This is a genomic window from Sphingomonas sp. PP-CE-1G-424 (assembly GCF_004341085.1).
Lineage (GTDB): Bacteria > Pseudomonadota > Alphaproteobacteria > Sphingomonadales > Sphingomonadaceae > Sphingomonas.
In genome coordinates this window covers 239,736-262,920 of the sequence record NZ_SLXW01000004.1, presented here as the reverse complement: position 1 = coordinate 262,920, position 23,185 = coordinate 239,736, and the positions used below count along the sequence as shown (strand labels likewise).

General features: G+C 65.5%; 23 protein-coding genes. 6 read left to right on the top strand and 17 right to left on the bottom strand.

Annotated features, from left to right (window positions below):
- The first annotated feature begins 95 nt into the window (after positions 1 to 95).
- The gene (locus C8J43_RS15375; protein ID WP_133031665.1) at positions 96 to 917 is read left to right on the top strand and encodes an energy transducer TonB; all 822 of its coding nucleotides are present in this window, start codon (positions 96 to 98) and stop codon (positions 915 to 917) included.
- A gap of 102 nt (positions 918 to 1,019) precedes the next feature.
- On the top strand, positions 1,020 to 1,625 hold the full coding sequence (locus C8J43_RS15370) for a hypothetical protein (RefSeq protein WP_133031664.1): 606 nt from the start codon (positions 1,020 to 1,022) through the stop codon (positions 1,623 to 1,625).
- A gap of 50 nt (positions 1,626 to 1,675) precedes the next feature.
- Here C8J43_RS15370 and C8J43_RS15365 read toward each other — a convergent pair whose 3' ends face one another.
- The 13 genes from C8J43_RS15365 to C8J43_RS15305 form a co-directional block, all read right to left on the bottom strand.
- Positions 1,676 to 2,872, bottom strand: coding sequence for a GGDEF domain-containing protein (locus C8J43_RS15365; protein WP_133031663.1), 1,197 nt, complete (start codon positions 2,870 to 2,872; stop codon positions 1,676 to 1,678).
- Between the two features lie 1,079 nt (positions 2,873 to 3,951).
- Positions 3,952 to 5,346, bottom strand: coding sequence for a dihydrolipoyl dehydrogenase (lpdA, locus tag C8J43_RS15360; RefSeq protein ID WP_133031662.1), 1,395 nt, complete (start codon positions 5,344 to 5,346; stop codon positions 3,952 to 3,954).
- A gap of 1 nt (position 5,347) precedes the next feature.
- On the bottom strand, positions 5,348 to 5,707 hold the full coding sequence (locus C8J43_RS15355; protein WP_133031661.1) for a DUF5615 family PIN-like protein: 360 nt from the start codon (positions 5,705 to 5,707) through the stop codon (positions 5,348 to 5,350).
- 3 nt (positions 5,708 to 5,710) lie between these two features.
- Positions 5,711 to 5,947 (bottom strand): DUF433 domain-containing protein, encoded by a 237-nt coding sequence (locus tag C8J43_RS15350; RefSeq protein WP_056060652.1) that lies wholly within the window; start codon positions 5,945 to 5,947, stop codon positions 5,711 to 5,713.
- 7 nt (positions 5,948 to 5,954) lie between these two features.
- Positions 5,955 to 7,217 carry a 2-oxoglutarate dehydrogenase complex dihydrolipoyllysine-residue succinyltransferase gene (odhB, locus tag C8J43_RS15345; RefSeq protein ID WP_133031660.1) on the bottom strand — a complete coding sequence of 421 codons (1,263 nt, stop codon included), beginning with the start codon at positions 7,215 to 7,217 and terminating at the stop codon, positions 5,955 to 5,957.
- 126 nt (positions 7,218 to 7,343) lie between these two features.
- Complete coding sequence (locus tag C8J43_RS15340; protein ID WP_133031659.1) at positions 7,344 to 10,280, bottom strand: 2-oxoglutarate dehydrogenase E1 component; 2,937 nt, start codon at positions 10,278 to 10,280, stop codon at positions 7,344 to 7,346.
- A gap of 160 nt (positions 10,281 to 10,440) precedes the next feature.
- Positions 10,441 to 11,325 (bottom strand): succinate--CoA ligase subunit alpha, encoded by an 885-nt coding sequence (gene sucD / locus C8J43_RS15335; RefSeq protein ID WP_132896083.1) that lies wholly within the window; start codon positions 11,323 to 11,325, stop codon positions 10,441 to 10,443.
- A 55-nt stretch (positions 11,326 to 11,380) separates the two neighbouring features.
- Positions 11,381 to 11,677 carry a GIY-YIG nuclease family protein gene (locus C8J43_RS15330; protein WP_347812376.1) on the bottom strand — a complete coding sequence of 99 codons (297 nt, stop codon included), beginning with the start codon at positions 11,675 to 11,677 and terminating at the stop codon, positions 11,381 to 11,383.
- A gap of 75 nt (positions 11,678 to 11,752) precedes the next feature.
- Positions 11,753 to 12,715, bottom strand: coding sequence for a malate dehydrogenase (mdh, locus tag C8J43_RS15325; RefSeq protein ID WP_133031658.1), 963 nt, complete (start codon positions 12,713 to 12,715; stop codon positions 11,753 to 11,755).
- A 260-nt stretch (positions 12,716 to 12,975) separates the two neighbouring features.
- On the bottom strand, positions 12,976 to 14,067 hold the full coding sequence (gene zapE / locus C8J43_RS15320) for a cell division protein ZapE (RefSeq protein WP_133031657.1): 1,092 nt from the start codon (positions 14,065 to 14,067) through the stop codon (positions 12,976 to 12,978).
- 122 nt (positions 14,068 to 14,189) lie between these two features.
- Positions 14,190 to 14,681 carry a PaaI family thioesterase gene (locus C8J43_RS15315; protein ID WP_133031656.1) on the bottom strand — a complete coding sequence of 164 codons (492 nt, stop codon included), beginning with the start codon at positions 14,679 to 14,681 and terminating at the stop codon, positions 14,190 to 14,192.
- Between the two features lie 146 nt (positions 14,682 to 14,827).
- Positions 14,828 to 15,622, bottom strand: a complete 795-nt coding sequence (locus C8J43_RS15310; RefSeq protein WP_133031655.1) for a succinate dehydrogenase iron-sulfur subunit — start codon at positions 15,620 to 15,622, stop codon at positions 14,828 to 14,830.
- Positions 15,623 to 15,754: 132 nt separating this feature from the next.
- Positions 15,755 to 16,336: an ATP-dependent Clp protease proteolytic subunit gene (locus C8J43_RS15305; protein WP_056484564.1), complete on the bottom strand. Its 582-nt coding sequence runs from the start codon at positions 16,334 to 16,336 to the stop codon at positions 15,755 to 15,757.
- A 99-nt stretch (positions 16,337 to 16,435) separates the two neighbouring features.
- On the opposite strand from C8J43_RS15305, the gene C8J43_RS15300 reads away from it, so the two are divergent.
- Together C8J43_RS15300 and C8J43_RS15295 are read left to right on the top strand one after the other, a co-directional pair.
- Entirely contained in the window at positions 16,436 to 16,684 is a 249-nt protein-coding gene (locus tag C8J43_RS15300; protein WP_133031654.1) for a type II toxin-antitoxin system prevent-host-death family antitoxin, read from the top strand.
- Positions 16,671 to 16,964: a type II toxin-antitoxin system RelE/ParE family toxin gene (locus C8J43_RS15295; protein WP_133031653.1), complete on the top strand. Its 294-nt coding sequence runs from the start codon at positions 16,671 to 16,673 to the stop codon at positions 16,962 to 16,964. The genes C8J43_RS15300 and C8J43_RS15295 overlap by 14 nt, the downstream gene beginning before the upstream one ends.
- Positions 16,965 to 17,072: 108 nt before the next feature.
- Here the strand turns inward: C8J43_RS15295 and C8J43_RS15290 are convergent, their stop codons facing one another.
- From C8J43_RS15290 to sdhC, 4 genes are read right to left on the bottom strand one after another with little or no spacing between them, the layout of a single operon-like run.
- Positions 17,073 to 17,345 carry a hypothetical protein gene (locus C8J43_RS15290; RefSeq protein ID WP_133031652.1) on the bottom strand — a complete coding sequence of 91 codons (273 nt, stop codon included), beginning with the start codon at positions 17,343 to 17,345 and terminating at the stop codon, positions 17,073 to 17,075.
- Positions 17,346 to 17,361: 16 nt separating this feature from the next.
- Complete coding sequence (sdhA, locus tag C8J43_RS15285; protein ID WP_120299368.1) at positions 17,362 to 19,164, bottom strand: succinate dehydrogenase flavoprotein subunit; 1,803 nt, start codon at positions 19,162 to 19,164, stop codon at positions 17,362 to 17,364.
- A complete protein-coding gene (gene sdhD / locus C8J43_RS15280) occupies positions 19,161 to 19,547 on the bottom strand; it encodes a succinate dehydrogenase, hydrophobic membrane anchor protein (RefSeq protein ID WP_060524023.1) in 387 nt (128 codons plus the stop codon). Before sdhD ends, sdhA begins: the two co-directional genes overlap by 4 nt.
- The gene (gene sdhC / locus C8J43_RS22370) at positions 19,547 to 19,957 is read right to left on the bottom strand and encodes a succinate dehydrogenase, cytochrome b556 subunit (protein WP_279388841.1); all 411 of its coding nucleotides are present in this window, start codon (positions 19,955 to 19,957) and stop codon (positions 19,547 to 19,549) included. Before sdhC ends, sdhD begins: the two co-directional genes overlap by 1 nt.
- A gap of 276 nt (positions 19,958 to 20,233) precedes the next feature.
- On the opposite strand from sdhC, the gene C8J43_RS15270 reads away from it, so the two are divergent.
- Both C8J43_RS15270 and C8J43_RS15265 read left to right on the top strand, forming a co-directional pair.
- A complete protein-coding gene (locus C8J43_RS15270) occupies positions 20,234 to 21,577 on the top strand; it encodes a methyl-accepting chemotaxis protein (protein ID WP_133031851.1) in 1,344 nt (447 codons plus the stop codon).
- 8 nt (positions 21,578 to 21,585) lie between these two features.
- The gene (locus C8J43_RS15265) at positions 21,586 to 22,974 is read left to right on the top strand and encodes a methyl-accepting chemotaxis protein (RefSeq protein WP_121886042.1); all 1,389 of its coding nucleotides are present in this window, start codon (positions 21,586 to 21,588) and stop codon (positions 22,972 to 22,974) included.
- The last annotated feature ends 211 nt before the right edge of the window (positions 22,975 to 23,185 follow it).

Here is a 23,185-nt window from a genome sequence, read left to right as displayed (position 1 = left end):
GCGAGCGCACATCCGGCTTGCAAGCCCGTGGGTATTGATGACAACCGGCGGGAGGTACGGCGTGCAGGGGATAATGCGATGAGGACTGATTTTCGATGCCGCTGATGATGGCGCTGGCCACCGCCGCAGCGCTGGCCGAGCCCGCCGCGACCGCGCCGTTGACGCCGGTGGGCAAGTGGAACGTCGACTATGGCGCGACCGCCTGCATGCTCGGCCGCACCTATGGTACCGGCAAGGCGGAGACGGTCCTTGCGCTGCGCCAAGTGCCGCTCGGGTCGTCGCTCGACCTGATGGTCTATACCAACGACAGTAGCGCGGCGATGCGAATGGGCCAGGCAAAGGTCAGCGTCGCTGGCGGCGAAACGCACGAGGGGCGTTACGAAAGCTTTCCGACGCAGGCGTCGGGGAAGCGGATGACGCAGATGCCCGTCGACGCCGCGCTGTTCGAGGCTCTTCCTCCCGACGCGGTGCTGCGGGTCGCGCCCGAGAAGATGCGCGGATGGAGCTTTACCCTGCCCAATGCGAAGGCGGCGTTCGAGGCGTTGGCCAAATGCAACGATTCGACGGTCAAGCTGTGGGGGCTCGATCCGACCGAGCGATCGCGGATCGCGCAAGCCGCCGAGCCTAAACGCTCTCCGGGAGACTGGATCTCGACCAGCGACTACCCAATGTCGATCGTCAGCAAGGGCGCGCAGGGCACGACGACGATCCTGTGGACGATTGGTCTGGATGGCCATGTCGCCGATTGCCGAACCGTGGTGTCGAGCGGCGAGGTCGAGCTCGACAAGGCGGCGTGCCACGCGATCGTCGCACGGGGGCGCTACAGCCCGGCGCTCGGCTTAGACGGCAAGCCGATGATCAGCCATACTTCGCGCAAGGTGATGTGGCGACTGCCGGGGACCTGGTCCGGCAAGTAAGCGCGCTCCGGTGGCGACCGGAGGACGGGCGCCATCGGGCTTGCGATCCTAAATCGGTGTATTATCTTTGTCGTACACATTGCGAACGGCACAGAGGACGACATGGGCAAGAAGAAGGACGAGCGTAAGCGGCGCGAACGCGAGGTGGAGATCGAAATGCGCGCGGGCGGGCATCACGAGGGTGAGCCGGACGGCGGCGGGCACAAGCGCCACAAGCATGACGATGGCAAGCATGCCGACCACAAGCACGACGGTGGAAAGCAGGCGGGCGGCAAGCATGCGGGTGGGGCGCCGTTCGCCGGGATCGCCGCGACGATCGCACGGCAGATGGGAACGCCGGTCGGGCGGCAGATGATCGCGGCCGGGCTGATGGCCGCGGCGACGGCGATCTCGAAGCACGACGCGAAGGCTAATGCGCGGCCGACGCCGCCGACCCCGCCGACGCCCCCTGCCCCGCCCTCGCCTGCCGCACCCTCGCAACAGGCTGAGCCTGGTGCGTCGAAGGTGGAGCCGGACGTGGCGGCAGAGACGGCCAAGCCGCAGGGCAATGGTCCGTTCGCCGGGGATACGCCGGAGCCGCCGCGGAGCGAGAAGACAGCGTTGCCGCCCGAGTTCACCAAGGTGCTGGACTCGGTGACGGTAGGACTGGAGCGGTTGTTCGTCGGGTTCGGCAAGCCGACCGGGAAGAAGGACCCGCCGACCGCTTGATCGTGCGGGACCGCGACGCCGCGCGTGGCGTTGCGGTTCTGCCCCGGGGCTCAGGCGGCCTTGGTGTAGACGTCGGGGAGGTAGACGTCCGGGATATAGACGGGAGGAATGCAGACGGCAGGTTGGCGGCGGTCGCTCTTCGCGCGGTACATCGCGCGGTCTGCGTCGGCGATGAGGTCGACGATCGGCGTCTGGGGCTCGCCTTCGACGATGCCGAAGCTGACCCCGAGCGTGCCATGCGTCGCCATGCGCGGCGCCATGGTCTGCGCGAACCGTGTCGCGATGCTGGTGCCGATCGCGCGGGCCTGCGTTGTCGGGACGTCGGGTAGCACGCAGACGAATTCGTCGCCGCCCCAACGGACCAGATGGCCTTGCCGGCCGAGGGCCTCGTGGGCGATCTCCGCGAAGGTGCGGAGCGCGGCGTCGCCGGCGGCGTGGCCGAACGTGTCGTTGAGCGTCTTGAAGCGATCGAGATCGAGCATCATCACCGTCAGCGTACGCGGCGCATGGCAGCCCGCGAACGTCCGCACGATGCGATCGAGGCCGGCGCGGTTGAACGCGCCGGTGAGCCAGTCGCGCTCCATCTGATCGAGCAGCAGGTTCTGGCCGCGCTCGGCCTGGAGGATCAGCAGCGAGAACGCGCGGAAGATGATGAAGGCGATCTGGCCGGCCGCGAGCCACGCGCCGAGACCGTCGTGGCGCCCGGTCAGCTGCGTGCCGATCTGGTCGCCGTACGCCAGCCAGGCGCGGCCGAGGAACATCGGTACGGTGACCGCGAACAGCGCGGCGACGATCCAGCCGGTCTGGAGCGAGTCACGCCGCGCGAAACGGACGGCGACGACGACCACGACGAGGTCGAACCCGGCGCGGATGACGCTGAGATAGGCGACGCGAATGTGGAAATGCGCCGGGTCGTGGCTGAACCACAAGGGCAGGCCCAGGACCGCGGCGATCGCCAGCAGCGACCTCAGGCGCGCGTCCGGGCGGTCGAATTTCACCGCCGCGCCGGCGATCAGCGCATAGCCCATCACCACCGCGGGATTGCCGATGCTGGGCGCCCAGGGGAGACCGATCCGATCGTTCAGCACCGCCATCAGCGCGCCGCAACCCGCGATCAGGTGGCCGGCGCCCCATAAGCCTGCCCATGATCCGAACCGACCAGTCGCGAGGGGGATGAGGTGGATGAACCCGGCGACCAGCATGCCGAGGCCTGCGACGACGTAGAGAGTAGAGAGATCGAGCGCCACGGAGACCTGCTTGTTCGTTCGTTACGCGGGCTGATAGGTTGGCTTTGCTAAGGATTGGTTCCGGTTGGTGCGTTGGGACGGAAATTTGCTTTTTGTTGGGTTTTGGGTGCTTCGGCTCGAACGGCCCCGCCACGCGTTGCGCGCCACTCTGATCGCGCTCGGTTATTGCGTTCCCCTTCCCGCGTTATCCCGGCGGACGCCGGGACCCTTGGTCGCGGAATGGGTCATGCTGGTGCGATATCGCGGGGTCCGCCGCAACCGTGGGTCCCGGCGTTCGCCGGGATGACGGATGGGGTGCGGGTTGGGTGGGTTTGAGAAGCGTGCAGCGCTTGCGGCCTGGAGTACGTGATGCCGCCATAGACGTTGCGGATCGTGACCTTCCCGTGGTTCGCGCTGCCATTTTATAGCGCGTTACCCCCTCCCCCCGTCATCCCGGCGGACGCCGAGACCCATGGTCACGGAATGGGTAATGATGGCGCGGTATCGCCGGGTCCGCCTTAACCGTGGATCCCAGCGTTCGCCAGGATGACGGATAGGGGGTGGTTGGACGGGTTTAAGAAAGATGCGGCGCTTGCGGCTTAGAGTGCGTGATGCCGCCATAGAAGTTGCGGATCGTGAGCTTCTTGCGGTTCGCGCTGCCATTCTACAGCGCGCTACCCCTCCCCCCGTCATCCCGGCGGACGCCGGGACCCATGGTCGCGGGGCGGGCGATGACAGCACGATACCGCCGGGTCCACAGTAACCGTGGGTCCCGGCCTTCGCCGGGATGACGGATAGGGGTGGTCGGACGGGCTTTCAGAAGGGCATGCAATAGTATCGCTTCCCCACAGTCCGATCCCCACCCTTTGCCCTTATCCACTCGATTTAAGCCGTTCGCCGCTCTCCCCGCAAACGCAGAGAGGGCGCCGGTGGATTGCCACCGACGCCCTCTCGATCTTTCTTCACTCGCAGATGCGAAGCCCTGCTTGGCCGGACAGGGGCAAAGCCCCTGTCGTCGGACGCGGCTTTTCGCCGCGCCGGCCGGTCCGACCGCCAGATGCTCGGCCTTAGCTTGCGCTACGGCCTTCGCGCGGTCGTACTCAGATGTGTATCGGCTTGCCCTGTACCGCCATCGCCGCCTCTTTAATGGCCTCGGCGTGCGTCGGATGCGCGTGACACGTGTAGGCGATGTCTTCGCTAGTCGCGCCGAATTCCATCGCGATGGCGGCTTCGGCGATCAGCGTGCCGGCGAGGCTCGAGACGATCCAGACGCCGAGGACGCGGTCGGTCTTGGCGTCGGCGATGATCTTCACGAAGCCGTCGGTGTCGCGGTTGGTCTTGGCGCGGCTGTTCGCGGCGAACGGGAACTTGCCGACCTTGATCTCGGTTTTTTCCTTCGCCGCCTCTTCGGTGAGGCCGACGCCGGCGATCTCGGGCATCGTGTAGACGACGCTCGGGATGACGTCCTCGTTGACGATGCCGGTCTGGCCGGCAATGTTTTCCGCGACCGCGACGCCTTCGTCCTCGGCCTTGTGCGCGAGCATCAGGCCGGGAATGCAGTCGCCGATCGCCCAGACGCCGTCGACCTTGGTGCGGAAGCTGTGGTCGGTTTCGATCTGGCCGCGCTTGTTGAGTTCGAGGCCGATAGCTTCGAGGTTGAGGCCGTCGACGTTGGCCTTGCGCCCGATCGAGACGAGCACCGCGTCCGCGGTCAGCGTCTCGGACACGCCACCCGCGGCGGGCTCTACGGTAACGGTCGCGACGCCGTCGGCGACGGTCACGCCGGTGACCTTGGTCGAGAGCTTGAGCTCCATGCCCTGCTTCTTGAAGAGCTTGGCGGTCTCGCGGCGGACTTCACCGTCGAAGCCGGGGAGGATCTGGTCGACGAACTCGACGACCGTGACCTTCGCGCCGAGACGACGCCAGACGCTGCCGAGTTCGAGACCGATCACGCCGCCGCCGATGACGACCATATGCTCGGGGACCTTCGGCAGTGCGAGAGCGCCGGTGCTGTCGACGACGGTCGTCTGGTCGACTTCGACGCCGGGGAGCGGCATGACCGACGAACCGGTGGCGATGACGATGTTCTTCGCGGTGACCTTCTGGCCCGCGACGTCAACCGTGTGTGCGTCCTGGAACGCGGCCTTGCCCTTGAGCCAGGTCACCTTGTTCTTCTTGAACAGGAATTCGACGCCGCCGGTGAGTTCCTTGACGGCCTTGGCCTTCTCGGCGTGCATCTGGTCGAGGTTCAGGGTGACGCCCTGAAAGTCGATGCCGAACTTCGTCATGTGGCCGCCCTTGGCCTCCTCGTAGATCTCGGAGGCGTGCAGCAGCGCCTTCGACGGGATGCAGCCGACGTTGAGGCAGGTGCCGCCGAGCGTCTCGCGGGACTCGGCACAGGCGGTGCGCAGGCCGAGCTGCGCGGCACGGATCGCCGCGACGTAACCGCCGGGGCCCGCACCGATCACGAGGACGTCATAGTCGTAGTCAGCCATGTTATGCTCCAGCGGGGAACGGCTTACTGCGTTCGCCGTCCTTGGTTATCGTTGTGATGTGCCCTTCGAAGCCCCCACCGGCCAACACTGCGATCAGGCGGTCGGCGATGGCATCCGGATGCACGCGGTTCAGTCGATTATATAGTATCGCGCGGGGCGCAGGGTAACCACGGTTGAAGATCAGGTCGCCGAAGTCGCGGTCGTCCGTGACCAAGATGAGCGCCGCGATATCGTTGCGGGCCAGTATCTCCGGGTCCTTGGCGCCGCGCGATGTTTCCCGGATCCATTCGACGGCGTGACCCGCACTTCGCAACCGCGCGACGACAACCGGATGCTGGTTTTCGTCGGCGAGCAGATGCACCCGTCAGGCCGCTTTGCGCTGCGCCGCGACCGTCGAGTCGACCAGCAGGTCTCGCGCGAACGCAATCGCTGCACGGACGTCTTCCTCGGTGATATGGTCGAAGGCGGCGAGAACATCGGTGATGCTCGCACCGTCTTCGAAATATTCGAGGATCAGCTCGACCGATATCCGCGTACCCTTAACCACGGGCTTGCCGCCCAGGATTTCGGGGTCCGAATGGATATGGTCGCGCCAGTTCATCGCTACCTCACAGGTCGATCAGGATACGGGTCGGATCCTCGATAGCATTTTTGAGCGCCACCAGGAACGTCACGGCTTCGCGGCCGTCGATCAGGCGGTGGTCGTAGCTGAGCGCGAGGTACATCATCGGGCGGATGACGATCTGGCCGTTGACGACGACCGGGCGCTCCTCGATGCGGTGGAGGCCGAGCACGGCGGACTGCGGCGGGTTGATGATCGGGGTCGACATCAGCGAACCGAACACGCCGCCGTTCGAGATCGTGAAGGTGCCGCCCTTCATCTCGTCCATCTTGAGCGCGCCTTCCTTGGCGCGCTTGCCGAAGTCGCCGATCGTCTTCTCGATCGTCGCGACCGACATCTGGTCGGCATCGCGGATCACGGGAACGACAAGGCCGCCCGGCGACGAGACCGCGACCGAGATGTCGGCGTAATCGTGATAGACGATGTCGTCGCCGTCGATCGACGCGTTGACCGACGGGATGTCGCACAGCGCCATCGTCGCGGCCTTCACGAAGAAGCCCATGAAGCCGAGGCGGACGCCGTGCTTCTTCTCGAACAGGTCCTTGTACTTGGCACGCGCCTCGATCACCGCGGTCATGTCGACGTCGTTGAACGTCGTCAGCATGGCGGCGGTGTTCTGCGCTTCCTTGAGGCGCTTGGCGATCGTCTGGCGGAGGCGCGTCATGCGGACGCGCTCTTCGCCACGACCCGATGCGGCGGCGGGGGCTGCTGCCGGTGCGGGCGCTGCGGCGGGAGCAGGCGCTGGCTTGCTCGATGCGGCGGCGGTCACGTCTTCCTTGGTGATGCGACCGTCGCGGCCGGTGCCCTTGACGGTGCCGGGGTCGACGCCGTGCTCGAGGACCGCGCGGCGGACCGACGGGGAGAGCGCGGCGGGCGAGTCGCTGGTGCCGGCGCCGGGCTGGTCGCCGTAGCCTGCACCGGACTCGTCCTTGGCGGGGGCGGACGGCGTTGCGGTCGCGGCGGGCTCTGGCGCCTTTGCGGTAGCGGGGGCGGGCGCAGCGGCGGCGCCGTCACCGGAGTCGATCGTGGCGAGCATCGCGCCGACCTGCACGGTGTCGCCGACGGCGACCGCGTGCTGGCCCATGACGCCGGCGACCGGCGACGGGACCTCGACCGAGACCTTGTCGGTCTCGAGGCTGGCGATCGGCTCGTCTACCGCGACGGGGTCGCCGGGCTGCTTCAGCCACTCGCCGAGGGTGGCTTCGGTGATCGATTCACCCAGGACGGGGACGGTGACTTCGGTTGCCATTTTCTCGTTTCCTCCACCCCGGCGTAGGCCGGGGTCCAGTTACGAAACGCTGAGTGGCCGGCGTTTCGCTCAATTACATCTACCATCCCGACGGGGCCCCGGCCTACGCCGGGGTGGTAGAAAAACTTAGTTTGCGCGGGTGCGGCGGATTTCGTCGCGGACGGAGTGGCCGAGCGCGTCGGCGACGAGCGCGCCCTGTTCGGCCTGGTGACGCTTCATCAGGCCGGTCGCGGGCGATGCCGAGGCGTTGCGCCCGGCATAGCGCGCGCGCTTCACGCGGGAGTCGACCGTTGCCAGCGCTTCCTCGATCAGCGGCTCGACGAAGAACCAGTAGCCGTTGTTCTTCGGCTCTTCCTGCGCCCAGACGATCTCTTCCAGGTTCGGCATCCGTGCGACGCGCTCGGCGATCGGGTTGCCGGGGAAGGGATAGAGCTGTTCGACGCGGACGATCTGCGTGTCGGTGTCGCCCGCCGCATCGCGCGCCTCGATCAGGTCGTACGCGACCTTGCCGGTGCACAGGACCAGACGCTTCGTATCGACGTCGGCGGCCGGATTGGTATCCGACAACAGACGGCGGAAGTGGCTGTCGCCCTGGAAATCCTCCGCGTTCGAGACCGCCAGTTTGTGCCGGAGCAACGACTTCGGCGTCATCACGATCAGCGGCTTGCGGAAGTTGCGGTGCATCTGCCGGCGGAGCAGGTGGAAATAGTTCGCCGGGCTGGTGCAGTTGGCGACCTGGATGTTGTCGTCCGCGCATGACTGGAGGAAGCGCTCGGGACGTGCCGAGCTGTGCTCAGGCCCCTGCCCTTCATAGCCGTGCGGGAGCAGCATCACGAGGCCGTTGGCGCGGAGCCACTTCGACTCGCCCGACGTGATGAACTGATCGATCATGATCTGCGCGCCGTTGACGAAATCGCCGAACTGCGCCTCCCAGAGGACGAGCGTCTTCGGGTCGGCGAGCGCGTAGCCGTACTCGAACCCGAGCACGCCGTATTCGCTGAGCGGGCTGTCGAGCACTTCGAAGCGACCGTGCTCGATCTCCTGCAACGGCACGTACTTGTGCTCGTCGGTCTGGTCGACCCAGACGGCGTGGCGCTGCGAGAAGGTGCCGCGACCCGAATCCTGGCCGGACAGGCGGACGCCGTACCCTTCCGAGAGCAGGCCGCCGAATGCGAGTGCTTCGCCGGTCGCCCAGTCGAAGCCCTTGCCCGACTTGAACATCTCGCGCTTGGCATCGATCACGCGGTTGAGCGTCTTGTGGATCTTCACGCTGTCCGGGATCGTCGTCAGCGTGCGGCCGAGCGAGTCGAACAGCTTCGTGCTGAGACCCGTCTCGACGTTGCGGCGTGCCGACGCGCCATCGGTGGGCGCGCTGAGGCCGGTCCAGCGACCGCCGAACCAGTCGGCCTTGTTGGGCTTGTACGACGACCCGGCTTCGAACTCACCTTCGAGGCGGAGCGTGAACTGCTTCACGTTCTCGTCGATCCAGGGCTGGTCGATCACGCCTTCCTTGATCAGGCGATCGCCGTACACCGACGAGACGCCGGGGTGCTTGCGGATGATGTCGTACATCAGCGGCTGCGTGAAGGACGGCTCGTCGCCCTCATTGTGGCCGAAGCGGCGATAGCACCACATGTCGATGACGATGTCGCGGTGGAACTTCTGGCGGAATTCCATCGCCATCTTGGTCGCGAAGGTGACTGCCTCGGGATCGTCGCCGTTGACGTGGAAGACCGGCGCCTGGACGCCCTTGGCGACGTCCGACGGGTAGGGCGACGAGCGCGCGAACTGCGGCGAGGTCGTGAAGCCAACCTGGTTGTTGATGATGAAGTGGACGCAGCCGCCGGTGTTGTAGCCGCGGATGCCGGAGAAGCCGAGGCACTCCCAGACGATCCCCTGCCCCGCGAACGCCGCGTCGCCGTGGATCAGCACGGGCAAGCTAGCAACATGGTCCTTGAGGTCATTGTTGAGCGTCTGGATCGCGCGCGTCTTGCCGAGCACGACGGGGTCGGCGGCCTCGAGATGCGACGGGTTGGCGACGAGGCTCATGTGAACCTTGTGGCCGTCGAACTCGCGATCGGTGCTGGTGCCGAGGTGATACTTCACGTCGCCCGAACCGCCGATGTCGTCAGGGTTGGCCGAACCGCCAGCGAATTCGTGGAAGATGACGCGCAACGGCTTGGCCATCACGTTCGCCAGCACGTTGAGACGACCACGATGCGCCATGCCGATGACGAGCTCGCGCACGCCCATCTGGCCGCCATACTTGATCACGCTCTCAAGCGCGGGGATCATCGATTCACCGCCGTCGAGCCCGAAGCGCTTCGTGCCGACATACTTCTTGCCGAGGAACTTCTCCCACTGCTCGGCCTCGATCACCTTGGTGAGGATCGCCTTCTTGCCGTCGATGGAGAATTCGATCGCCTTGTCCTGGCCCTCCATGCGCTCCTGGAGGAAGCGGCGCTCCTCGACGTCGGAGATGTGCATGTATTCGAGGCCGACATTGCCGCAATAATTCTTGCGCAACGTGTCGACGAGCTCGCGGATCGAGACCCATTCGAAGCCCATCGTGCCGCCGAGATAGACCTTCCGGTCGATGTCGCCATCGGAGAAGCCATGATATTCGGTCTTCAGATCCTCAGGCATCTCGCGCTTCGAAAGGCCGAGCGGATCGAGGTTTGCAGCGAGATGGCCACGGACCCGGTAGGTGCGAACGAGCAACTGCGCGCGGATCGCGTCGGCAGCGGCCTTGGCGATCTCTTCCTTGGAGACGGGGGCGGGAGCCGCTGCGGCGGGCGCCGGCTTGCCACCCTTCGACGGCTTGGGCGCGGGCTCCATCTGGGTCGGATCGAGCGCTGCGGTCAGGTCATCCGTGGTGGTGAGCGGCCAGCGGGCACTCTCCCAGCTCGGGCCCTGCGCGGAACCTTCGAGACCTTCGAAGAACGCGCGCCAACCGGATTCGACCGAGGCCGGGTCCGCGTTGAACTTGGCGTAGAGCGTCTCCACGAACGCCGGGCTGACGCCGGCTGCGATATCGCTGAAATCCTGGCCTTCGTAGCCCATCGTTCTCGTCCTCAGTGTCCCTCTCCCCGCGGGGGAGAAGGAGGGGCCCGCCCGCACTTGCGGGTGGGAGGGTGAGGGCACGGGCGGTCACGTGCCCTCACCCTTCCGCTGCCAAAAGGCAGCTCCTTCCCTCTCCCCGAACGGGAGAGGGGTAGTCAGCTCAACCCTTCAACACGCTCAGCAGCGTCTCGCCGAGCAGGCTGGGGCTTTCCGAAACGCGGATCCCGGCAGCTTCCATCGCCGCGATCTTGCTCTCCGCGTCGCCCTTGCCGCCCGACACGATCGCGCCGGCATGGCCCATGCGGCGGCCCGGAGGCGCCGTACGGCCGGCGATGAAGCCTGCCATCGGCTTCGACCGACCGCGCTTGGCTTCGTCGCGGAGGAACTGCGCCGCCTGCTCCTCGGCGTCGCCGCCGATTTCGCCGATCATGATGATCGACTGGGTTTCGTCGTCGGCGAGGAAGAGCTCGAGCACGTCGATGAAGTTCGTGCCGTTGACCGGATCGCCACCGATGCCGACCGCGGTCGTCTGACCAAGGCCTGCGTTCGACGTCTGGAACACCGCCTCATAGGTGAGCGTGCCTGAACGGCTGACAACGCCGACCGAACCCTTCTTGAAGATCGAGCCGGGCATGATGCCGATCTTGCACTCGCCGGGGGTCAGCACGCCGGGGCAGTTCGGGCCGATGAGGCGCGACTTGGAGCCCGACAGCGCGCGCTTGACCTTGACCATGTCGAGGACGGGAATGCCCTCGGTGATCGCGACGATCAGCTCGATCTCGGCGTCGATCGCCTCGAGGATCGAATCGGCGGCGAAGGGAGGCGGCACGTAGATGACCGACGCGGTCGCGCCGGTCATCGCCTTGGCTTCGGCGACGGTGTTGTAGACGGGGAGGTCGAGGTGGGTCGTACCGCCCTTGCCGGGCGTGACGCCGCCGACCATCTGCGTGCCGTATTCCAGCGCCATCTTGGTGTGGAAGCTGCCGGTTTCGCCGGTCATGCCCTGGGTGATGACCTTGGTGTTCTTGTCGACGAGGATGCTCATTCTATCTCCAGTCCGGTCCGCCCCGGCGAAGGCCGGGGTCCAGTTGGGAAGGCGGTCATGGTAACGCGATACGATCGTACAGGTCATCCCAAGCAGGATTGAACCCTTCGATCTCACGCACTTTCCAGGCCCGCTTCCACTCCTTCATTTGCAGCTCGCGCTGCCGTGCCGCTTCCCATTCACCGCAGGCCTCGTACCAGACGAGGATCTTGCAGCCATAACGCTTGGTGAAACCGCCGAAACCGTTGCGATGCTCCCACACACGCTTCGGCAGGTTTACGGTCGAACCGAGGTAGATCGCACCGTTGGGAAAGTTGGCCATGATGTAGACGAACGCTTGTTCTTCCATCATTTCGGCTTTCCCAACTGGACCCCGGCCTTCGCCGGGGTGGTGGTTACTCCTTTTGGTTCGTTACCTCACCTCAAATCAGTTCAGCGAACCATCGATGCCCTTGCAGGCCACGATCAGCTCCTTGACCGCGTCGACCGACACGGTGAGGTTTTGCTTCGCTTCATCATCCAGCTTGATCTCGACGATCTTCTCGACGCCGCCCGCACCGATCACCACCGGCACGCCGACATACAGATCGGTAAGGCCGTACTCGCCCGACACATACGCCGCCGCCGGAAGCACGCGCTTCTGATCGTACAGATACGCTTCGGCCATCGCGATGCCGCTGGTCGCCGGCGCGTAGTATGCCGAACCCGTCTTCAGCAGCGAGACGATCTCGCCGCCGCCGCCGCGCGTACGCTTGACGATCGCGTCGATCTTTTCCTGGCTCGACATGCCCATCGCGATGAGATCGGGGACCGGGATGCCCGACACGGTCGAGTAGCTGATGACCGGGACCATCGTGTCGCCGTGGCCGCCGAGCACGAAGCTGGTGACGTCCTTAACCGAGACCTTGAACTCGTCGGCGAGGAAGTGGCTGAAGCGCGCGCTGTCGAGCACGCCAGCCATGCCGACGACCATGTGGTGCGGCAGGCCAGAGAACTCGCGGAGCGCCCACACCATCGCGTCGAGCGGGTTGGTGATGCAGATCACGAACGCATTCGGGGCGTTATTCTTGATGCCCTCGCCGACGGCCTTCATGACCTTGAGGTTGATGCCGAGCAGGTCGTCGCGGCTCATGCCGGGCTTGCGCGCGACACCGGCGGTGACGATGATGACGTCCGCGCCGGCGATGTCGGCGTAATCGTTCGAGCCGGTGATCTGCGAGTCGAAGCCTTCTACGGGTCCGCACTGCGACAGGTCGAGCGCCTTGCCCTGGGGGATGCCCTCGGCGACGTCGAACAGGACGATATCGCCAAGGCCCTTGAGTGCTGCGAGGTGCGCGAGCGTACCGCCGATGTTACCGGCGCCGATCAGCGCGATCTTCTTGCGAGCCATTCCAATCCGTCTCCGTCTGATGTGCGGGGTGATTGGTGACGCCGGTTACGCGCATTATCCCGCTACGGCAACCGCTAAAAGGACAAAAGCGGGTTGTTATTGCAAGTGGTTCGCATGTGCAATAAGCAGTTCTGCCTTTAACACTACCACCCCGGCGAAGGCCGGGGCCCAGTTGGGGGACAGTGCTAACTGCGCGCAGTTCATCGTTACGACGACCTTTCCAACTGGGCCCCGGCCTTCGCCGGGGTGGTGTGGATCGGTTAGAGGTGTCCCTCAGCCAAGTATTCCTCGGAGCGCATCTCTTCGAGGCGACTTATCGTGCGGTCGAATTCGAACCTGCCATCGCCGCTTTCGTAGAGGTCGCCGGGTTGCGCATCGGCGGCGGCGAGGAGCTTCACCTTGTGCTCGTACAGCGCGTCGATCAGCGCGACGAAGCGCGCCGCCTCGTTGCGGTTCTCGGGGCCGAGCTTGGGGATGCCGACCAAGATGACAGTGTGGAATTTCCGCGCGATGGCGAGGTAGTCGGCCACGCCGCGGGCTTCGCCGCACAGCTTCTTGAAGCTGAACACCGCGACGCCCTTGAGCGACTTGGGCACCCGGAGCGTGCGGCCCTGGACGATCAGGTCCTCGGCCGGAACGTGCTCGCTGTCGTCGGTCGAGAAGTCGGTGAGGCGGAAGAATGCGGCTGACAACTGCGCGGTCGCCTCAGGGCCGTTGGGGACGAGCCATGTGTCCTGGCTGCCGAGCCGGTCGCGGCGATAGTCGACCGGGCCGTTAAGCGGCAGCACGTCTAGGCGGTGCTCGATGGTCGCGATGAACGGCAGGAAATGCTCGCGGTTGAGGCCGTTCTTGTAGAGATCGGCGGGCGGGCGGTTGGACGTAGTGACGATCGTCACGCCGGAATCGAGCAGCGAGGTCACCAGCCGCGACAGGATCATCGCGTCGGGGCTGTTGGTGACCATCATCTCGTCGAACGCGAGCAGGCGGGTCTCGTCGGCGATCGCGGTGGCGACGGGGACGATCGGGTCGCCGACTTCCTTGCGACGCTCGGCGGCGATGCGCGCGTGGACCTCGAGCATGAACTCGCCGAAATGCACGCGGCGCTTCTTCTCGACGGGCGCGTTGGCAAAGAAGAGGTCCATCAGCATCGACTTGCCGCGGCCCACGCCGCCCCAGAGGTAGACGCCGCGCGGGTCTGGTCTCTTGGAGAAGCGGGCGAAGAAGCCGGTGGATTTGGGGGTGGCGAGTTCGGTGGCCAGGGTGCTCAGGCGCGCGGCGGCGGCGGTCTGTTCCGGGTCGGGGCGGAGTTCGCCTGACGCTACGAGGGCTTCGTAGGCTTTGAGGACGGTCACTTCCCCATCCCTGCACCACCCCGGCGAAGGCCGGGGCCCAATATGAGAGGTTTCGATAACGGAGCGGGGCGCTTCAACACTAATCTTTTCCCAATTGGGCCCCGGCCTTCGCCGGGGTGGTGTTAGGTGGCGGTGTCAGCCCTTGGAGGCTTGCCGGACGGCTTGCGGATCGTGGCCGAGAAGGCGGCGATCTTGGTTTCGTCGTCCCCTTGCACCACGAGGCCCCGGAGGAACAAGAGGCGGCCGGTTTCCTTGAGGACTTCGACCTGCGCCTCGATCGGCTCGCCGATGCGGCCGCCGCCGATGAACTGCGTGTTGAGATCGAGCGTGACCGCGGTGCCGGCGGTGATCAGTCCGAAGCCTCTTGCGGCTGCGAATAGCGCGACGTCGATGAAGGCGAGGAGAGCGCCGCCGTGGACGTTGTTCTGGAGGTTGGAGTGGCGATGCTCGGGGGTGATGCGGACGCGGACGGTGTCGTCGTCGACGCGGTAGAGCATGGGGCCGAGCAGCGTGTTGAAGCGGGTGGGGTCGGAGAGCGACCAGCTGCGCCAGCCTGGGTTGGCGGGGTCTTCGGCTTCGACGAAATGGGGTTGGGGGGCAGACTTATCCGTCATAATTTCCGTTCGTGCCGAGTAGAGACCGAGCGAAGTCGAGGGCTCGTATCGAGGTACATGTCCTTCGATACGCCATCTCGACAAGCTCGATGGCTACTCGGGACGAACGGGACGGGGGAAGGACTGACACCCCCCAACCGACCGGATCAGACGATCCGTTCGGCTTCCATCTTCTTGATCTCGGCGATTGCCTTGGCGGGGTTCAACCCCTTGGGGCACGCGTTCGCGCAGTTCATGATGGTGTGGCAGCGATACAGGCGGAACGGATCTTCGAGCTCGTCGAGGCGCTCGCCGGTCATCTCGTCGCGGCTGTCGGCGAGCCAGCGATAGGCCTGCAACAGGATCGCGGGGCCGAGGAACTTGTCGGCGTTCCACCAGTAGCTCGGGCACGAGGTCGAGCAGCAGGCGCACAGGATGCACTCGTACAGGCCGTCGAGCTTCGAGCGGTCTTCCGGCGACTGGAGGCGTTCCTTGCCCGAGGGCGGCGGGGTGACGGTCTGCAGCCACGGCTTGATCGACGAATATTGCGCGTAGAAATGCGTGAAGTCGGGGACCAGGTCCTTGATCACGTCCATATGCGGCAGCGGGGTGATCTGGACCTCGCCCTTGCAATCCTCGATCGCGGTGGTGCAGGCGAGGCCGTTCTTGCCGTTGATGTTCATCGAGCACGAGCCGCAAATGCCCTCGCGGCACGAGCGACGGAAGGTGAGCGAGGAATCCTGCTCGCTCTTCATCTTGATCAGCGCGTCGAGCACCATCGGGCCGGTATCGTCGAGATCGAGCTCGAAATTATCGTAGCGCGGGTTCTCGCCGCTGTCGGGATCGTAGCGGTAGACCTTGAACGATTTGAGACGCTTACCCGCCCCCGAGCCCTGGCTGGTCGAGGCGTGCTTGACGCCCTTCTTGACGACGCTGTTTTTCGGGAGCGAGAATTCGGCCATTGCGAGCGGTCCGTCCGTGGTGTGATTATAGGTTGTCAGAGCCGATACATGACAGGGGCCCTCCCCGCAAATCCTTAGCTTCGCGGGTGCAACATGCGTCACACCGCTGCCGCGTCGGCTGCTCGCGCCGGGTCAGATGATGTCGAGGACGAGCCCCAGGTCGCGGGCTTCCTCGGCTTCGATGTACCAGTTGGAGGGGGCCTTCTTCTTCAATTCCTCGAGCGATACCTTCGAGCCCTCGACGATCGCGCGGAAGCCTTCCTCCTGGATGTTGATCGAGTCCTCGATCTCGTGGAGCTTGGCCTTGAGCGTGTAGGACAGCGTGTTGAGCGGGCCGTTGAGCTCGATCGTGCTCTGCATCTGGCGTTCGTGGATCATGATGCGGCTGTTGCGCGTGAGGAAACGGCTGTCGACCGGGAAGGCGGACATGAACGTCGCGCCGGCGGAATAGACCGCGACCTTGCCGAGGAAGAGCGTCTCGCGGCCGGTGTATTCGCGGAGCAGGCGGATGTTGTCGCCCATCGCGCGGGCGACTTCGGGGTCGCCGCCGAGCGTGGTGATCGAGACGACCAGCGGGCCTTCGGTTGGGGCGGCGACGAGTTGCGACTTGAAATTGTCGTACATCGCGTCGTCGACGGGGCCGTGGAGGTGAATGTGGGGGGCGGCCAGCAGCGGATAGTTGCGGGCGTTCGAAGCGGGGGATGTGTCGGTCATGCCGCGGCAAACTGCCGCGGGGGCGGTGGGTTCCGGATGGGTTGCGGCATATCAGCACGGTGATTTGGTGAGACCTGTTCGACGTGCTATAGACTGGTCATGATCGAAACCATATTTGCCGGCGCTACGGTTAGCATCAGCGACCTGAAGAAGAATCCGTCTGGGGTCATCGAGGCTGCGGGCGGATTTCCAGTAGCTGTGCTCAATCGGAATACGCCCGCCGCGTATCTTGTGCCGGCAGCGGCTTGGGAAGAGTTGATGGACCGTTTGGAAGACGTCGAACTGGCGGAACTGGTGCGCGCGCGTGCCGACGAGGTGCCGGTCGCGGTGTCGCTTGGCGACCTATAGTCTAGCGTTCCTGCCGAGTGCGCTGCGGGAATGGGAGAAGCTTGGCGCCAATGTTCGCGAGCAGTTCAAGGCGAAGCTGACCGAGCGGTTGGGCGAGCCGCATATTGCGAGTGCGCGGCTGAGCGGGATGACCGGGTGCTACAAGATCAAGCTTCGGGCTGCGGGGTATCGGTTGGTGTACCGGGTCGACGATGGCCTGGTGACGGTGATCGTCGTGGCCGTCGGGCGACGGGATCGTAACTTGGTGTACAAGATCGCGGCTGGGCGGATCGAGCGGTAGCACATCTGTCACAGCCGCCCGCTCTCCTGCGAACGCAGGAGTCCAGGGTTACGGAACGTGGCGTTTGTGATCCTGGGCTCCTGCGTTCGCAGGAGAACGGGAGGGGGTTTAGCTAGCCTTGGTTGTGCGCTTGTACTGAAGGATCCAGCCTACGAGGCCACCGGGGACGCCGCCTACTAGCGAGAAGAGCGCGTAGAAGGTGATCGCTATCTTCTGGGGTTCTTCGCCGACACCGCGGGGTTCGATGGCGAAGACGTAGATCGCGGTCACTACCGCGACGACCGCCGGCCATAGGAAGCCGGCGATCATCGGTTGGAAGCGCGTCAGGAGCCCCACCGCGACGGGCACGAGGAACCCGATCGCGATGATGGCCCACGTCATCGAAACATCCGCTTCATCAGTATACCCGCTTCTTGGGCTTGATGTAGTCGATGTCGTCGGTGAGCGTGTAGTCGTGGACCGGGCGGAAATCGATCTTGGTCTCGCCGCCCTTGCCGCCCCAGCCATTGAAGGTGGTGATGGTGTGCTTCATCCAGTTCGCGTCGTCGCGCTCGGGGAAATCCTCGTGCATGTGCGCGCCGCGCGACTCGGTGCGGTTGGCCGCCGAGTTCATCGTCACGACCGCCTGGCCGATCAGGTTGTCGAGCTCCATCGTCTCGACCAGATCGGTGTTCCAGATCATGCTGCGATCCTTCACGGCGACGTCGGTCATCCGGCTGTAGATCCCGGCCATCTTCTCGACGCCCTGGTTGAGCAGCTCGGTGTCGCGGAACACGGCGCAATGCTTCTGCATGGTCTGCTGCATGTCGAGGCGGATCTGCGCGGTCGGCGAACCGCCGCTCGCGTTGCGGAAATGGTCGAGACGCGTGAGCGCGAGATCTTCCGACCCCTTGGGCAGCGGCGCGTGTGCCGTACCGGGCTTCAGCGTGTCCTTGATCCGCAGGCCGGTCGCGCGGCCGAACACCACGAGATCGATCAGGCTGTTCGAGCCGAGACGGTTGGCACCGTGGACCGAAACGCACGCTGCCTCGCCGACCGCGAACAGGCCGGGTACTACCGCGTCGGGGTTGCCGTCGACGAGGTTGACGACTTCGCCGTGGAAGTTGGTCGGGATGCCGCCCATGTTGTAATGCACGGTCGGCGTGACGGGCAGCGGCTGGCGCGTGAGATCGACGCCGGCGAAGACCTTGCCGGTCTCGGTGATGCCCGGCAGGCGCTCGGCGAGCACCTTGGGATCGATGTGATCGAGATGCAGGAAGATGTGGTCGCCGTTCTTGCCGACGCCACGACCTTCGCGCATTTCGAGCGCCATCGAGCGGCTGACGACGTCGCGCGAGGCGAGGTCCTTCGCCGACGGGGCATAGCGCTCCATGAAGCGCTCGCCCTCGGAGTTGGTCAGGTAACCGCCCTCACCGCGTGCGCCCTCGGTGATGAGCACGCCCGCGCCGTAGATGCCGGTCGGGTGGAACTGGACGAACTCCATATCCTGGAGCGGCAGGCCGGCACGGAGCACCATCGCGTTGCCGTCGCCGGTGCAGGTGTGCGCCGAGGTCGCCGAGAAATAGACGCGGCCGTAGCCACCGGTCGCGAGCACGGTCTGATGGCTGCGGAAGCGGTGGATCGAGCCGTCTTCCATGCACAGCGCGATGACGCCGCGGCAGACGCCGTTCTCCATGATCAGGTCGAGCGCGAAATACTCGACGAAAAAGTCCGTGTTGTACTTCAGGCTCTGCTGATACAGCGCGTGGAGCATGGCGTGGCCGGTGCGATCGGCGGCGGCGGCGGTGCGCTGGACCGGCGGCCCCTCACCCATGTTCTGCATATGGCCGCCGAACGGACGCTGATAGATCGTGCCGTTCTCGTTACGGCTGAACGGCATGCCGGCGTGTTCGAGTTCGTAGACCGCCTGCGGAGCCTCGCGGCAGAGATACTCGATCGCGTCCTGGTCGCCGAGCCAGTCGGAACCCTTGACGGTGTCGAACATGTGCCAGGTCCAGTGATCCGGCGAGTTGTTGCCAAGGCTGGCGGCGATGCCGCCTTGGGCTGCAACGGTATGCGAACGGGTCGGGAAGACCTTGGTGATGCACGCGGTCTTCAGGCCGCTCTCGGCGATGCCCATCGTCGCGCGCAGGCCGGACCCGCCGGCACCGACGACGACCGCATCATAGGTATGATCGATGATCTTGTAGGCAGACATCAGGCGGGGGCTCCGGAGAAGGCGACCTTCAGGATCGCGAACAGGGCGATGCCGCCCAGCGTGAAGGTGAACAGGTTGAGGAGGATCATCGTCACGACACGGCTTTCGTCGTGCATGTAATCCTCGATCACGACCTGCAGACCGAGACGGAAGTGATAGAAGACCGACAGGATCAGCAGCGCCATCGGCACCGCGACCCAGGCCGACTGCAGCCACAGGTGGACCGCGGCATAGTCATAGCCGGGCATCCGCGCGACCGAGATCATCAGCCACAGCATGAGGAACAGGTTCGCGCCCGCCGTCAGGCGCTGCTGCCACCAGTGATGCGCGCCATGTTTCGCGCTGCCGAGGCCGCGGACGCGACCGATTGCCGTACCCGAACCCATTACTTGATCCCCATGTAGAGCCAGAACACGACCGTCAGCGCGACCGAGGCGACCATCGTCGCGATCGCGCCCATCTTGTTCCGCTTCAGTTCGTAGCCCGCGCCGGTATCGAGCACGAAGTGGCGGATGCCGGTCATCATGTGCTGGAACAGCGACAGCGTCAGCCCGACCGCGACGACATAGCCGAGAATGTTGAGCCGGCCGGTGTCGGTGGTGAACACGTCGACGAAGGTCGCATAGGCCTGATCGCCCGCGGCGATCGCGGCCAGCCACCAGACGAGCAGAATGCTGCCGACGGTCGCCATCCCGCTGCCGGTCACGCGGTGCAGGATCGAGACCAGCATGTGCGGGCCCCATTTATAGACCTGCAGATGGGGAGATAGCGGGCGTGCCGGGTTGCGCGATGCCAAGGGCGGAGTCCTCGAACCAGAAGATGACGAACCAAGAACAGCTTGGTCCAGAATATAGAGATTGGGCGACCTATTAGCCACCGCGTGCTGCGATGCAACCCATCGCTCGGGTTCCGATAACCCAAGGCAATAGCTGGACACGTCCTGGCTACCCAGGAACACCCACGCGAAACCGTCGCCGCCGTTACCGGCCATCCCTAACCAGCTTTTAATCAATAGGCCTTAGCGCTCGACGGGCAAAACCCGTTTCCGGAGTCTACCGCCTTGACCACAGACATGCCGATGATCGGCGCGATCGCTGCCACCATCGACCTTCCGGCGCGGTTGCGGGCATTCGACTTCGACGGTTCGCTGACCGCCGCGAGCCGCGCGGTGTGGGACGCGATCGAACCCGAGATCGCGGCGGTGTCGAAGGCATATTGGGAGCAGTGGCAGCGCTGCTTCTCCGATGAACGGGTCTGGGCGGCGCACAAGACCGAGGAAATGATCGCGATCGGCTGCACGTTCCTGCGCAACCGCTTCCTCGACACCGCGGGTCGCGGCTGGGTCGAGTCGATCGAACGGTCGGTCGCAGCGGCCTACGCCGCCGACGTGTCGCCGATGGCGCTGTTGTCGATGATCAGCGCGAGCGATCGCGCCGCGCTGGACGTGCTGATGCGCCGGGTCGATCGCAGCAGCGAGACGTTGCCGGTGTATATCGACACGCTCATGCGGCTGTCCGCGCTCGAGGGCGAAATCACCGTCGCGATCTATACCGCGTATCGCGCGCATTCGGCGCAGGATGCACGCGACAAGCTGGCCACTGAGTTCCGCGACGGGATCGCGGCGATGGTCGAGACCGCGACGCACGAGGGTCATACGTTGCGCGAGCAGACCGTGCGCAGTTCGGCATCGACCCGCGCGGTGCTGGGCAAGGCGAGCGAAGTGGCGGCCGCCGCCGAACAATCCGCGGTGGCGATGCGCGAGGCCGCACAGACCGCGGCGGGGCTGATCCGCGCGATCGAGGATGCACGCACCGAAGTCGAGGCCGCCGCCGAGATCGCCAATCGCGCGTCGGTGCAGGCGGGCCAGGCGGTCGGCATGTCCGAGGCGCTGAGCGACCATGCCAAGTCGATCGAATCGATCCTCGGGCTGATCCGCGATATCGCCGGGCAGACCAATCTGCTCGCGCTAAACGCGACGATCGAGGCAGCGCGCGCAGGCGATGCCGGCCGCGGGTTCGCGGTGGTGGCGCAGGAAGTGAAGAGCCTCGCCAACCAGACCGCGCGGGCGACCGACGATATCGCCGCCAAGATCGCCGCGATCCAGTCTGCCACGCGGGGCACGGTCGAGACCAACGCCAGCATCAAGTCGACCGTCGCCGAAGTGCAGGAGAGCGCCGACCGGATCCGCTACGCGATGGAGGCGCAGGCGCAGACCGTGACCGCGATCACCGCCGCGGTCGACGAAACCGCGCTGGCCGCGGATTCGATGTCGACCACGATCGCCACCATCCGCGAGGACACCGAAACGGTCGCGCGCGAGATCGACAGCGTCGGGCGCGGCTTCGACGTGCTCGACGGACGGCTCGGCCATCTGAAGAACAGCGCGGGCGATTTCGTGGCCAAGGTCGCTGCATAGGAACCCCGATGACTGCAACACCCGCCAGCGCGTCGCCCCGCCCCCTACTTCCCGCGGCCTGGGACAGCGACAGTCGATCGCTGCGCGACCGCGTGCGCGATTACGACTGGGATGGGCTGATCGCGCCGACCTGCGCCACGCTGACCGCGCTGCTCGACGACGCCGACCATCGCCGGATCGCCGAGACGTTCTGGCAGCGTTATCTGTCGCTGGAGGCGGTGAGTCACGTCGTGGCGTATTTCACGCCCGAGCGACTGGCGCGCCGTATCACGGCCAGTGCCGAGTATGCGCGGCTGAAATACCAGTCGCCCTATGACGAGGCCTGGAAGGCGATCGCGATCGGCCATGCCGACGATTCGCGCAAATCGGGTATTCCCCTGCCCGCGCTGCTGTCGTCGCTGGCGTTCGCGCATAGCGTGACGCTGAGCCTGGTGGCGGACCGGATGGGCACCGACACCGCACAGATGCAGAGGCTGGGCGATATCGTCCAGCGCCTAGCGCTGATCGAGGCGGACCTGATGGCGTCGCATCTCGGTGCCACTGATGCCGCACAGGCACGGGGCGAGCGCGGCGCACGGGCAGCGGATTTTCGCGAATCGATCGCCGCGTCGATCGAGGATACCGCGGCACTCGGCGCGCGCATCCGGATCCAGGCGGAAGGTGCATCGTCGTCGACCCGCAGCGTCCTCGGCAAGGCGAGCGAGGTCGCCGCCGCCGCTGAGCAATCCGCGGTCGCGATGCGCGAAGCCGCGCAGGTCGCCGCCGGCCTGATCCGCGCGATCGAGGACGCGCGCGTCGAGGTCGAGTCCGCCGCGCGGATCGCCGACCGTGCCTCGGTCCAGGCCGATCTCGCGGTCGGGACCTCGGACGCGCTGAGCGAGCATGCCAAATCGATCGATTCGATCCTCGGGTTGATCCGGAACATCGCCGGGCAGACCAATCTGCTGGCGCTGAACGCGACGATCGAGGCGGCGCGCGCGGGCGATGCGGGGCGCGGCTTCGCGGTCGTAGCGCAGGAAGTGAAATCGCTTGCGAGCCAGACCGCGCGGGCGACCGACGACATCGCCGCGAAGATCGCCGCAATCCAGGCGGCGACGCGCGCGACCGTCGAGACCAACGCGATCATCAAGTCGACGGTCGCCGACGTGCAGGAATCCGCCGGCCGCATCCGTTACGCGATGGAAGCGCAGGCGCAGACCGTGTGCGCGATCACCGCCGCGGTCGACGAAACCGCGCTGGCGGCGGATTCGATGTCGACCACGATCGCCGCGATCCGCGAGGATACCGAGAGCGTGGCTACCGAGATCGACGGACTTGGGCGGCAGTTCGGCGAGGTCGACGACAAGCTGGGCGAGCTGCGCGGCGCGGCGGACGGGTTCTCGGCTAGCGTGGCTTGAGGGCGGCGTCCTTCTATCAGGGGCGCGATCGAAGAATTTCTCGCGCAGAGGCGCAGAGGACGCAGAGGACGCAGAGACCTACGCGGAACCGCAGGTTCTCAAAATCGCAGTATTGCCGCGCCGTCACCTCGATGTGTACGCACTCTGCGTCCTCTGCGCCTCTGCGCGAACCCATTTCTCACTTGGTCTCAGGTGACGGCCTCAGCCTGCG